Here is a 12,070-nt window from a genome sequence, read left to right on the forward strand (position 1 = left end):
TTATCAAATAATTTTCGTGCTTCTTTTGTATTCCTTGGCACCTATGACCTAAAGAAATTCTATGGAAAAACTTTCTGCTTCTAAGCTTTACCGCTATACCCACCTTGACCCTGAAAAATTCTCGCAACCAAATGACATCAGCGAATCATCGCGTGACAAGAATATTCTGCAATTTATGCAGCATTTTCACCCTCGTGCTTATCAGTCATTAAATTTTGGTCTGCATCTTAAGCGTAATCAAAATCATATTTTTATTATGGGCGAACCTGGTGTTGGTCGTATTGGTATGACCAAAGCGATGCTGAAGAAGATGGCGCGCAAAAAAGAGATTCCAAATGATGTGTTGTTGGTGTCGGACTTTTCCGAGCCGAATAAAACCCAATATCTGTATTTGGAAGCCGGGCAAGGACACGCTTTCAAGCAAGAAATTGAAAGCTTTATCTCTTCGTTAAAGACGCAATTGCCTATTCTTTTTGACGGCCATAGCTACCAACTACAGACACAAGAATTGGAAACCAAACTCGCCGATAAGCAGCAAGCCAAGTTACAAGAAGCTTTTGACATTGCCGAGCAGTGCAGTATAGAAATCAGCCAAAATGAAAACAGCTTCATGTTGACGGCGATGATTGATGGTAAGCCGTATCGCAGCACTGAATTGAAGAATATGGATACTTCAATTCAAAATCATTTTGAACAAGCTTTCCAAGATGTCGAAGAGGCGTTGAATTCAGCACTGACGCACTTTCCGGCGATGCAGCATGAGTTTATGGATGAAGGCAAACGTTTGAATACCAAATTTGCCAAAGACCATATGGAACCGATGTTGCAAACCTTGAAAATGGAATTTGGTAAAACCAGCGAAATCTGCAACTATCTGCAAGATTTGGAAAATGCGGTAATCAGCAAATTGCATCTGTTTTGGGATCAAAGTTCTGATCAAGTAACTGCCGATTCGGGTGCGAGTTCGGCGGCGATTACTTTAGATGAAATGATTAACGAACAGCAAGGCATGTCGCGTTTTGATGTCAATTTATTGGTCGATCATCGCGGTTTGAAACACGCCCCGATTATTTATGAGCAAAATGCTACTATGCCAAAATTATTCGGCTATGCGATTAACTCGGCAGCGGCCTCGGCGACCGATCCGGTCAGTTTAGCGATGAACCACCAAGCCGGTCTATTACAGCAGGCCAATGGTGGTTATTTGTTGCTGAATATTCAATCGGTATTGAAAGATCCAGAAATCTGGTCGCATCTGAAAGCAGCGCTTATGAGTAAACGCATCAGCTTTGAAGTGCCTTCTTCAAGTGCCGTGGTGCCATATCATCTGCCGGATTTCCCATTAAACCTGACTTTGGTATTACTTGGACAATCGACTCATTTCTATGCTTTGCAAGAATTGGATGCACAGTTTAGCCGCCTGTTTAAGGTGCAGGTCGAGTTCGAAGCGGAATTGAATCGTACTCAAGAACACGAAATGGCTCTAGCACGCCAGCTGGTATCGGAAATCGATGAATGGAATGATCTGGAAGTCGATATCAGCGCTTATGAACGTTTGATCGAGTACGCTTCACGTATGGCGGAAGACGAAAACCGTCTGTACACCAATAAAGCAATTTTGCGTGATGTTTTGGCCGAGGCGAATGCCTATGCTCGTGCCAATGACGAATTGGTGGTGAACCGAGATATTATTGAAAAAACCATTGAACAGCGCGAGTTCCATACCGGTTTGATGGAAGAGTATTACCATCGCGCTATTACCGATAAGCAGGTGTTGATTTCGACTGACGGCACTCATATTGGTATGGTAAATGGTTTGACTGTTCTGACTGTCGGCCGTCAGTCATTTGGTCAGCCGGTTAGAATTACTGCACAAGCCTCGCCGGGTGATGAAGGGGTGGTTGATATTGAGCGTGAAGTGGATATGGCAGGGCCGATTCACTCGAAAGGGATGTTGATACTGTCCGGTTATATGCGCGGCCGTTACATGAAAACCAAAGCAATGGGCTTCAGTGGTTCGATTGTTATGGAGCAGTCTTATAACGGTGTAGAAGGCGATTCGGCATCTTCGGCTGAACTATTGGCGCTGTTGTCGTCAATTGCAGAGTTACCGATGCGCCAAGATATTGCCATTACCGGTTCAATTAACCAATTTGGTGAAATTCAGCCGATTGGTGGGGTAAATGAGAAAGTCGAAGGTTTCTATAAAATCTGTTCGACGCGCGGTTTGACCGGCCATCAAGGAGTGATAATTCCGCAAGCCAATGCCAGCCACTTAATGTTGAATCAACAAGTTCGTCAATCGGTTGCCGAAGGCCAGTTCTCGATTTATACCATTAAGCATATCGATGAGGCGCTGGGTATTCTCAGTGGTAAGCAACCGGATGAAGCAAATCGATTGGTAGTGCAAGCGTTAGAAAAAATGAATGAAAAAGAGGATGACGAAGATTAACGGTTAATCTTCTAAGTTGTCTGTTTAACCCCGACTAAGTTCGGGGTTTTTTATATCTATCAGTTTATGAGTTTAGATTGATAGAACTAATTATAAAAACGTTAAGTTTATGTTTAGATAGTGAAAAGGCTTTAATTTAACGGCGTTTTTAAATTAGTTATGGTTTTTCTGTTGTTTTTCCTGGCGTTTTCGTTCACAACGTTCTTGCCAACGTTTAATGACATGCATACGCCATAAAATATGGATTGCGATATAAGAAACGCTGCCTAACACCAGCCCGACTACCGTACTTCCTAAATACAGCGGCTTCCACAATTCGCCGAGAACTTCGGTTAGCCAGTGCCAGCTTAGTTGAAAATGTAAATCTGGGTTGACGGCTTGTCCAAGAATCAAGGAACCGATTTCGTAGTTGAAATAAAAAATGGGCCCCATGGTTATCGGGTTGGAAATCCATACCAAAGCGACACTGAGTGGTAAGTTGGCGCGGAGCAAAATGGCGAATAGGGCGGCGGCAACCATTTGTGAAGGCATCGGGATAGCCATAAAAAATAGGCCGATAAAAAATGCCTTGGCTACTGAATAGCGATGTAAATGCCAGATATTGGGATTATGTAATAAGCTACCTAGCCAACCTAACCCCTTGAGATTTTTGACTTTTTCTGGATTTGGGAGATAGCGTTTTATAAGCTTTTTAGGCATGTTTCACTATTTTGTTATCGGTTGGCTTATTGCAATTACCTACTTCTATCAGTTGGAAAATCGCGTCAGTGAGAATTTTGGATGGTTTCTCGCAATCTGCTCACTGGTTATTGTTTTGTTTGCCCTAATGCATAGGAACTTACATCCTAACGCGACTTCCAGCCTTAGAGACAATCAATTATTATTGTTTCGACACAAGTTCTGGAATTTATCAGCAGGCCTTATTATAGGCTTCACTTGGGCGCTTTGGCAGAGTTTTTCGACTCAAAATCTTCCGCAAAACCTCTTTAATCAACATCTTTTATTACAAGTCAAGGTTCTGGAGTCGACAGAGCCTGAAGAATTGTCTGCTAGTGAACGTTCACGGCGTAAATTGACCTTGGCTGTCGAGCAAGTTCACTCAATGCCATGGCAAGAAAACCGGCAGCAGAGCTTGCCTCTCTTTAAAGCCGGTTGGCTCAAACCAAAAATTCAAGTATCGCTGCACGCCTTTAGCGGGCGTATGCCATTAATCAAAAATGGTGAAACTTGGTTAATGGCTGTCAAATTAAAAGCGCCTTATAGCTCGCAGAATCCTTTTAGCCGAGATTATGAAAGCTACCTTTTCCAAAGAGGCATTCAAGCCAAGGGTTATCTACCATATTATTCTGCTGAACGTTGGCAGGCAGTTCAAAAGCAGTTTAGCGAGGCAATATTAACGGTAGATGAAAGCATGTTTACCGGTAAGCACTTTTTTGCCATAAAACTGCAATCAGCAAATGTTTGGAACTGGCGGGTTTGGCGGACAGCGCTTTATCAGTATTGGCAGGAAGCTTTTGCACCAGCCTATTTTTGGCGAATCTATCAGGCTTTATTAGTCGGTGAGCGCCGTCAAATGTCGACTGAAGATTGGCAGTTACTGCAACAGACAGGCACCACGCATTTAATGGCGATTTCCGGCTTGCATCTGGCGATAATGGCTGTTTTAGGAGCGGCACTTTTCAAAGGTGTGTGGTGGCTTGGCGCTTATCGAATTGAACGGCTTAAGCAACCGATTTTTACGGCATTTGGTGCGGCTCTACTTGCCAGCGCTTACTTACTCATCTCCGGTATGGCGATTCCAACCCAGCGTGCATGGATAATGGTAATGGTGGTGTTGCTATTTATCTTTGTCAGGCGCAAGTTCCAACCGTGGAGTGCTCTGGCAATCGCCGTGTTTCTGGTGTTATTAGTTGATTCCAGAGCGGTGTTATCAAGCGGTTTTTGGTTGTCATTTCTCGCAGTAGCGTTAATTTTTATCAGTTTGCCATGGTTAAAAGGGCGTGTATGGTGGCAGCAATTGCTGATTCTACAGAGTGTCTTGACTATTGGTTTGGCACCATTGTTAGTATGGTATTTCTCGCAAGTGCCTACTTTGTCTTTTCTTGCCAATATTGTCGCTATTCCGGTAGTGAGCTTTATTATGCTGCCGCTATTATTTTTAACGGCTGTACTGGCTCTGTTATCACCAACGATTTTTAGCTGGGTTCTGCCATTGAATGAGTGGTTATGGCAACAGTTATGGGCATACTTGAATTGGCTACAAAGTCTGCAAAAAGATTTACCTTTCAATAGTCATTTTGCTGAACAGAATCTGTTTTGGCTGTTAAGCGTTTATGTCGTTCTGTTGTTTGGCGTTTTACTGTTTCGTCATTACCGAATTAAGCAGCAGGCCTTGCAAGGGTTTATCCAAGCATTAACCTTCTCGCAGCGAAAAGCCCATCTGCGTGCATGGAAAAAGGGGCGCAGAAAACTACAGGCATTGAGTTTTGCTTTTATAAGTGCTTTGTTAGTGAGTATTTTGAGTTTTCAAACATGGCAGATTCCGGAAAGAGGCAGTTTTTGGTTGACCTTGTTTGATACCGGTCAGGGCTTGGCATTAAGTGTTGAAACGGCTGGGCATCGCATGATTTACGATACAGGACCGCAATGGGGAAAACTCTCTGCGGCACAATTCTCGGTAATTCCTTATTGGCAGAATCGTGGAAACCTTGCAATTGATAAGTTGATTGTGAGCCATTCCGATAAAGATCATGCCGGAGGTTTGTCTGATTTGCTTGCGAGTTTGCCGATTAGAACGATTGTTTCCGGTCAAGCGGATAAGCTGGAGACGTCGGTAAAAATTACGCAATGTGTGCAGGGTCAAATTTGGCAGTGGGATGGTGTTCAATTTGAAATTCTGGCGCCTAAAGCGCAGGATTTAGGGCGGATTAACAACGACAATGATTTTTCTTGTGTGTTAAAAGTCACATCGTTACAAAACCCGATGCAATCGCTGCTAATTAGCGGTGACTTAGGTTCGCAAGCCGAAGCACAGCTAATTAAGGAATATGACGAGCAAAGCGAAAAATTGCAATCGGCGCTATTTATTGCCGGCCATCACGGCAGCCGGTTTTCCAGTAGTAAGGAATTTTTAGATGTGGTTGCACCGCAGATAATCCTTTTTTCAGCTGGCTATCAGAATCATTTCGGCTTTCCAAGTGACAAGGTATTACAACGTATCGCACGGCTTACAACGGCCCCGAAGTTATTTAATACTGCTTGCTCGGGTGCGCTGCATTTTAAGATCACGCCGGAAAAAATTGAATTAGTGCAACAGACTCGCAAACAACGGGCAAAATGGTATCATCAGCGCTGTCTGCATGGCATAAAGTAAAGCTTAAGGTTTTTAGTTTGATGTTAAAGGAGTGCCGGTGAGTTGGCCGACATTTTGGAATAAAAAAAATTGGCAATCAGCCTTGCTCTGGCCGTTATCAAAAGCGGTCTGTTTAGAAGCAAAACGTCGTTTACAGAAATTCAAGAAAACACCCCCGACACGAATCAGTGCCGCCAAAGTCATTGTGGTTGGTAATCTGGTCGTTGGCGGAAGTGGAAAAACGCCACTGATTATCTGGTTGGCGGAAGCTCTCAGGCAGCAAGGATTAAGCGTCGGCATTGTCAGTCGCGGCTATGGCGGACAAGCGAGTGAATTTCCGCAGTGGGTGACTGAAAATAGTAATCCTTCTGATGTTGGCGATGAACCGGTTTTATTGGCTAAGACTTTGCAAGTGCCGGTAGCGGTATCACCAAAGCGAACCGAAGCGATTGCTTTGATTGAGAAGAAGCATGCTTGCGATGTGATTATTAGCGATGACGGTCTACAGCATTTTGCTATGCAACGCGATATTGAGATTGTGGTTGTGGACGCTGAACGGCAATTTGGTAATCAACTCTGTATGCCGGCCGGACCACTGCGTGAACCTCTTGGTCGTTTGCGAGATGTCGATGCGGTGGTTGTCAATGGCGGCGGTGCTTTGCGTTTAAATGCGAAATGGCAAAAACGCTTTGCTGTAGACTTACCGCCTCGATTTGATATGCAGTTGCAGCCGACGGTGCTGAGAAATCTGTTTAATCCGCAAAGTACTTTGGCGATTGAGAGTTTTTCCGATCTTGCCGTGAATAGTATGGCCGGTATCGGTAATCCGCAGCGTTTTTTCAGTACCTTACAGCCACTGGTCGCCGCACAGAAAACCTACGCTTTTGCCGATCATCAGTCGTACTGTAAAGAAGATCTGCAAGATTTTATCGACGAAAAACCGCTGATTATGACCGCCAAAGATGCGGTAAAATGTCAGCCGCTCGCTCAGCAGATGCAGGCCAAGAATTTTTGGTCGTTAGAGGTGCAGACTCAGGTCGCACCGGAATTGCTCACGCTACTGCTACAGAAATTACAAAAGTAAATATCAAGAGAAATATATGGATCCTAAACTTCTGGAAATCTTAGTTTGCCCGGTCAGTAAAACCAAATTGATTTTTGATAAGGAAAATCAGGAGTTGATTTCAACTACTGCTAATTTAGCTTATCCAATTCGCGACGGCATTCCTATTCTATTGGAAGACGAAGCTCGTCAGATCAGCGCTGAAGAAGCGGAAAAATTCCGTAAGCAGAAGTCGTAAAAGGAAACGCATGTCATTTGTTGTGATCATTCCGGCACGTCTGCATTCAAGTCGTCTGCCGCGCAAACCGCTTATGGAAATTCATGGTAAACCGATGGTTTACTGGACATGGATGCAGGCCAAAAAATCCGGTGCTAGCCGCATTATTATCGCTACTGAATCACAGGAAGTGGCTGATGCTTGCCATGCGTTCGGAGCCGAAGTTTGTTTGACCGGCGATCATCACCAGTCCGGTACCGAGCGAATTGCCGAAGTGATTGAATTGAGTTTAATTGGCGATGAGCAGATTATTGTCAATGTGCAAGGCGATGAGCCGATGCTGCCGCCGGAGCTAATTCATCAAGTGGCGCAAGGTCTGGAAGAAAATCCAGAGATTCCGATGTCGACCCTATGCGAACCGATTACCGATTCCGCAACCTTATTTAACCCGAACGCAGTTAAAGTCAGTCGCCGACAAGACCAGATTGCCTTGACATTTTCACGTGCGCCTATGCCATGGGCTCGTGACGAATTTGCGCACAACAAAGATGAATTACCCCATCAAGCTTTAGCTTTATATCGCCGTCATATCGGTTTGTACGCTTATCGTGCCGGATTTGTTAAACGTTATGTGCAATGGCCTGAATGTCAGCTGGAACAGACCGAAAAGTTAGAACAGCTGCGGGTTTTATGGCATGGCGAATTGATTTTGGTACTGGATGCATTGATGGATGCCGGAGTTGGTGTCGACACGGCTGATGATTTGGCGCGCGTGCGCAAGTTATTGCAACCGGAATAAGTGACAAAGGCCGCTTATGCTGAAGTACATTACCTTATTGGCGATTATCTATTTTTTCTACTGGTTGATAAAGCATAAGCTCCGCCAACGGAAACTGGAGGCGCAAGGCTATAAGCTTGAACAGCAACAGGGTCTGCGTCCGGTCACTATCTTAAGTATCGTCTTAGTGGTCATATACGGTGGTTACCTGCTGTATTACCTTATCTCGGGTGGTGGTGAAGGTTAGAATTGATATTTGTTAATTCTATCTATCCATGTATTTATTTTATATTAAGCCTTTGTCCATTATTTTCTATTGGCTTCTGTGCTGATTCCGCGATAATACAGTCACTCTCCTAAACTTTTAATTTTATTTAATTTATCTAGGGCTGATTATGCAGCAACAAACAAACTTTTCGATTTTAAAAATTGTCGCACTTTTAGAGGGAACATCGCTGCTGTTGTTACTTCTGGTCGCGATGCCGATGAAATATATGCTTGGTGTTCCTGAGGCGGTCAAGATTGTTGGGCCGATACACGGTGTCCTGTTTATTGTGTTTAACCTTGTGCTGTTCAGCCATGCAATTAAAGGGCATCTTGGCTTTTTCACTACCATGACCGGATTTTTTGCATCGCTAATTCCGGTCGGGACGTTTATCTTTAAAGCAAAAATGCTAAAAGCGTAACCCGATAAAAGCTATCGCCGCGCTTGGTCGATCTGTTGACATAACGCCGGAAGGGCGTTGATAAAACGGGCGGTCGGGCGTTGATAAAGATCGTTATTCAACATGAAAATCTGCTTATTGGCAACTGCGGTTATCTGCTTATAAGTCTGCCAAGATTTTATCCATTCCCGCTGCATCTCCTTACGGCCTCCTAATAGCAACACTTGCGGATTGCGCAATAACACCGTCTCAACAGCGACTTGTCCGGTCAGACTTCCGATATCGTTAAAAATATTCTGTGCCCCGCAAAGCTCAATACCTTGGGTGATAAATTGATTTTTGCCCGGTGTAATCAGCGGTTTATTCCAAATTTGATAGAACACGGAAACCGGTTGCCTATCGGCATAGTTCGCTTTGATATCCGCCAACTTTTCTTGTAACTCTTCTGCCTGCTTTTGCGCGATGGTTTCCGTGCCTGCTAATTGACCGATTTGCTTAATTAGTCGCGGAATGTCACTTAGTTTTTTGACTTCTGACTCGATTACGGTAAAGCCAAGCTGTTGCTGCAAATCTTGCAGACGTTGGTTATCTTGTAAACGGTTACCGGATTGCCAAGAGAAGATTAAGTCCGGTTGCAGTTCGATAATGCGCTCGATATTAATCGCGTTGTAGCTACCGACAATCGGCTTGCTAAGAGCATCTTCGGGAAAATCAGAATAGTTGACTACACCGACCAGCTTATCTCCGGCACCCGCTGAATAAACCATTTCAGTTAAATGCGGTGCTAAAGAAATAATTCGTTGTGCCGGCTCCGCATAAGTTGCGCTAAATCCGAAACCGGTGGTCACGGCAAAGAAAAGAGTAATGAAGGGTTTACTAAACATCTTGTTAACTTAATAGTATGGCTATCAGCGCACTAATAGCGAGTAATAGGGTATCAATTTGATTGCGTTTGCTGAGAGCGCAAGTGATATTCAGCGTTGTGATTTCGCTTTTATCTTGTGGTCGGCCGAAATAGGCTTTCTGTTTCAATTCACCAAAATATATGGTCGGCCCGCCAAGGCGACAATGACAAGCTAGGGCCATAGCGGTAATCGGGTGCCCGGCATTCGGGCTGGGGTGTAAACGACCGCTTTGATAAAACTGCCAGAAACGCCACTGTTTAAAAACGAGCATAATCATAACAGCGGTTAAGCGCGCCGGAATCCAATTGGCAACATCATCTAGCTTAGCGGAAACCTTGCCGTATTTTTCATATTTTTCGGTACGGTAGCCGACCATTGAATCTAGGGTATTAATCGCTTTATAGAGTAGCAAACCCGGTAGGCCGAGAATCAGCAGATACAGCCAAGGGGCAATAACTGCATCACTCAGGTTTTCCGCATAGGTTTCCACGGCTGCTTTATAAGCATCGTTTTTGGTCATTTGTTGGCTATCGCGGCTGACAAGGTATTTAACCGCCTGCTGCGGGTTATCGGCTTGCGCCACAGCTTGAACTGAATCGAATAACATTCGATGCGCCAAAAGTGTTGATGCCAATAGCATTATGATCGGCAAACTCAGCCAAAGTGGCAGAAAACTTAACGCCCAAACAATAAATATTGCCGAACCTGCGCTCAGAAAAATGGTCGAGAGCCATAGCCAAAGTCCCCGCAAAACCGAATCTCGGTAGGCGTTGTGATTGAATAGCGTAATCCATTGACCGATTAATACCACTGGATGCCGGCGATTGAGGAATTCACCGAACAGTCGGTCAATGATTACCGCGCCAATGGCAATCAGGCTGTTAAAGATGAACCAATCAGTAATGGAAAATTCAGCTAGCATTTTCAAAATGGGTTGTTGGAATCTGCTGCAAGGCTTGCAGAAGTCGATGATTAGCTGATTCTAGTTTGATGCCAATACGGGCGATATTAGCATCGTAACCAAAGTTTTGGGCATTACGAATTAACATACCGTAAGCGTTTAAATGTTCCTGCACCGCGGAAATTGGCCGGTCAAATTCTACTAAAACGAAATTGACACTGCTTGGGAAAACCTCGTGAATACAGTCGAGGCGCTGTAGATTTTCGATAAATGCCGCTTTTGTTGCCAATAACCACTGCTGAGTTTTAATGATATGGTTGTTATCTTGCAGGGCTTGCTGTAACCATAAACGATCAATAGTCGACAGGCTCCAAGTTTGTGGAATTAAATCCGTAACCTTGCGATTGGAGCTAAACAGAGCGCCGATTCTTATGCCGGGGCAGGCATAGAATTTGGTTAGTGACTGCAAAATAATTAAGTGCGGAAAAGCGGTTAACAGTTGGCGGGCGCTAAATTTCTTTTCTAAAGAGATAAACGGTAAGAAAGATTCATCCACTAAAAGCCAGATTGCGTGTCGTTGGCAATATTCACATAAAGGCAGTAACTGCTGCACCGAATAATAGTGACCGTCCGGCGTGCTTGGATTAACCACTACAATGATTGAATTGGCGGTTAGCTTTTGCGCTTGCTGTAGCCAAGTTTGCGGTGCGCCACGAAATTCACGGACATCATTACAGTAAGCTTGTGCAGCTTTTTGGTATTCGCTGTAAATTGGCGTAAAGAGTCGGGTCTCTGGAGGCTTTATGGAGGCAAATAGTTGCTGTATTGCTTGGCTGATACCGTTGCAAAGAGTGATGTTATCTTCTTTGATAGAAAAGGTTTCGGCAAGCAGAGGATGCAGTAACGAGCGGCTATGACTATCGAACTCTTGCGGATAGTGGATGATTTGCGTTTTAGCGTCATTACAAAGCTGTAGCCAGTCGATTTGTGGACTAAGCGGATTAATGCTTGCCGAGAAGTCTAGGACTTCGGCAAGCGCTAAATTATGCTGTTCGGCAAAACCCAACGCTTGCCCGCCATGCATATGACCATTACGGCGCGACATTTAATAATCAATGCCTTTCTGAGCCTTGATCCCGTTTTTGTAGGCGTGTTTTTCGTCTTTGATTTCTGATACGGTATCCGCCAATTCCCGAAGGTCGGCAATAGCTGAACGACCGGTGACTACCACATGCTGCATTTCCGGACGTTCGGAAAGGGTGTTCAAAACCACGTCTTTATCCAGATAGTCATAGCTGAGTAAATAGGTCAATTCGTCAAGAATGACTAAGTCAAAACTTGGGTCCTTCAGCATTTTTGTAGCGACTGCCCAACCGCGTTCGGAGGTGGCAATATCGCCAGTACGATCCTGAGTATCCCAAGTAAAGCCATCACCTAAAACATGCCATTCGCAATTGTCCTGCTGACCGAAAAAGGCCTCTTCACCGGTATCAGTTCGGCTTTTAATAAACTGGCATACGCCAACTTTTTTGCCGTGGCCGAGCGCACGGCCAATCATGCCGAAAGCAGAGGTTGATTTTCCTTTGCCGTTGCCGGTAATCACCAATAACAGACCTTTTTCGGTATCGGCACGAGCAATGGCGGCATCAATTTGCGCCTTTTTACGCTCCATGCGTACCTTGTGATAATGCTCGCGTTTTTGTTCTTGGCTCATATCGCTTAGATTCACTTTATCGC

General features: G+C 44.5%; 12 protein-coding genes. 7 read left to right on the plus strand and 5 right to left on the minus strand.

Annotated elements, in window-relative coordinates:
• The first annotated feature begins 61 nt into the window (after positions 1-61).
• Positions 62-2,452 (plus strand): AAA family ATPase, encoded by a 2,391-nt coding sequence (locus J3998_RS04405; protein WP_208148254.1) that lies wholly within the window; start codon positions 62-64, stop codon positions 2,450-2,452.
• Positions 2,453-2,605: 153 nt separating this feature from the next.
• On the opposite strand, the gene J3998_RS04410 is transcribed toward J3998_RS04405, so the two are convergent.
• On the minus strand, positions 2,606-3,151 hold the full coding sequence (locus J3998_RS04410; protein WP_208148255.1) for a DUF2062 domain-containing protein: 546 nt from the start codon (positions 3,149-3,151) through the stop codon (positions 2,606-2,608).
• On the opposite strand from J3998_RS04410, the gene J3998_RS04415 reads away from it, so the two are divergent.
• The 6 genes from J3998_RS04415 (at position 3,150) to J3998_RS04440 (ending at position 8,548) form a co-directional block, all read left to right on the plus strand.
• Complete coding sequence (locus J3998_RS04415) at positions 3,150-5,825, plus strand: DNA internalization-related competence protein ComEC/Rec2 (RefSeq protein WP_208148256.1); 2,676 nt, start codon at positions 3,150-3,152, stop codon at positions 5,823-5,825. The two genes, J3998_RS04410 and J3998_RS04415, sit on opposite strands and share 2 nt — an antisense overlap.
• Before the next feature lie 37 nt (positions 5,826-5,862).
• The gene (gene lpxK, locus J3998_RS04420; protein WP_208148257.1) at positions 5,863-6,888 is read left to right on the plus strand and encodes a tetraacyldisaccharide 4'-kinase; all 1,026 of its coding nucleotides are present in this window, start codon (positions 5,863-5,865) and stop codon (positions 6,886-6,888) included.
• A gap of 16 nt (positions 6,889-6,904) precedes the next feature.
• Positions 6,905-7,105 carry a Trm112 family protein gene (locus J3998_RS04425; RefSeq protein ID WP_208148258.1) on the plus strand — a complete coding sequence of 67 codons (201 nt, stop codon included), beginning with the start codon at positions 6,905-6,907 and terminating at the stop codon, positions 7,103-7,105.
• A 10-nt stretch (positions 7,106-7,115) separates the two neighbouring features.
• Positions 7,116-7,883 carry a 3-deoxy-manno-octulosonate cytidylyltransferase gene (kdsB, locus tag J3998_RS04430; RefSeq protein WP_208148259.1) on the plus strand — a complete coding sequence of 256 codons (768 nt, stop codon included), beginning with the start codon at positions 7,116-7,118 and terminating at the stop codon, positions 7,881-7,883.
• 16 nt (positions 7,884-7,899) lie between these two features.
• Entirely contained in the window at positions 7,900-8,109 is a 210-nt protein-coding gene (locus J3998_RS04435) for a hypothetical protein (RefSeq protein WP_208148260.1), read from the plus strand.
• A gap of 148 nt (positions 8,110-8,257) precedes the next feature.
• Positions 8,258-8,548 (plus strand): DUF3817 domain-containing protein, encoded by a 291-nt coding sequence (locus tag J3998_RS04440; protein WP_208148261.1) that lies wholly within the window; start codon positions 8,258-8,260, stop codon positions 8,546-8,548.
• A gap of 11 nt (positions 8,549-8,559) precedes the next feature.
• On the opposite strand, the gene J3998_RS04445 is transcribed toward J3998_RS04440, so the two are convergent.
• Genes J3998_RS04445 through cobO form a run of 4 tightly spaced genes read right to left on the minus strand, consistent with a single transcriptional unit; the run spans position 8,560 to position 12,047 of the window.
• Positions 8,560-9,411 carry a cobalamin-binding protein gene (locus J3998_RS04445; protein ID WP_208148262.1) on the minus strand — a complete coding sequence of 284 codons (852 nt, stop codon included), beginning with the start codon at positions 9,409-9,411 and terminating at the stop codon, positions 8,560-8,562.
• A gap of 4 nt (positions 9,412-9,415) precedes the next feature.
• Complete coding sequence (cbiB, locus tag J3998_RS04450; protein ID WP_208148325.1) at positions 9,416-10,354, minus strand: adenosylcobinamide-phosphate synthase CbiB; 939 nt, start codon at positions 10,352-10,354, stop codon at positions 9,416-9,418.
• A complete protein-coding gene (locus J3998_RS04455) occupies positions 10,344-11,438 on the minus strand; it encodes a pyridoxal phosphate-dependent aminotransferase (RefSeq protein WP_208148263.1) in 1,095 nt (364 codons plus the stop codon). Before J3998_RS04455 ends, cbiB begins: the two co-directional genes overlap by 11 nt.
• Positions 11,439-12,047 carry a cob(I)yrinic acid a,c-diamide adenosyltransferase gene (gene cobO / locus J3998_RS04460; RefSeq protein WP_208148326.1) on the minus strand — a complete coding sequence of 203 codons (609 nt, stop codon included), beginning with the start codon at positions 12,045-12,047 and terminating at the stop codon, positions 11,439-11,441.
• Positions 12,048-12,070: the final 23 nt, after the last annotated feature.

This window comes from Thiomicrorhabdus marina (genome assembly GCF_017571465.1).
GTDB classification, from domain to species: Bacteria; Pseudomonadota; Gammaproteobacteria; order Thiomicrospirales; family Thiomicrospiraceae; genus Thiomicrorhabdus; species Thiomicrorhabdus marina.

Bases quoted from the DNA above. Each gene is read 5' to 3' on its own strand.
- kdsB (WP_208148259.1), top strand. From the start codon at position 7,116: ATGTCATTTGTTGTGATCATTCCGGCACGTCTGCATTCAAGTCGTCTG.
- J3998_RS04405 (WP_208148254.1), top strand. From the start codon at position 62: ATGGAAAAACTTTCTGCTTCTAAGCTTTACCGCTATACCCACCTTGAC.
- J3998_RS04440 (WP_208148261.1), top strand. From the start codon at position 8,258: ATGCAGCAACAAACAAACTTTTCGATTTTAAAAATTGTCGCACTTTTA.
- J3998_RS04410 (WP_208148255.1), bottom strand. From the start codon at position 3,151: ATGCCTAAAAAGCTTATAAAACGCTATCTCCCAAATCCAGAAAAAGTC.
- J3998_RS04445 (WP_208148262.1), bottom strand. From the start codon at position 9,411: ATGTTTAGTAAACCCTTCATTACTCTTTTCTTTGCCGTGACCACCGGT.
- J3998_RS04425 (WP_208148258.1), top strand. From the start codon at position 6,905: ATGGATCCTAAACTTCTGGAAATCTTAGTTTGCCCGGTCAGTAAAACC.
- J3998_RS04415 (WP_208148256.1), top strand. From the start codon at position 3,150: ATGTTTCACTATTTTGTTATCGGTTGGCTTATTGCAATTACCTACTTC.
- cobO (WP_208148326.1), bottom strand. From the start codon at position 12,047: ATGAGCCAAGAACAAAAACGCGAGCATTATCACAAGGTACGCATGGAG.
- J3998_RS04455 (WP_208148263.1), bottom strand. From the start codon at position 11,438: ATGTCGCGCCGTAATGGTCATATGCATGGCGGGCAAGCGTTGGGTTTT.
- J3998_RS04435 (WP_208148260.1), top strand. From the start codon at position 7,900: ATGCTGAAGTACATTACCTTATTGGCGATTATCTATTTTTTCTACTGG.
- cbiB (WP_208148325.1), bottom strand. From the start codon at position 10,354: ATGCTAGCTGAATTTTCCATTACTGATTGGTTCATCTTTAACAGCCTG.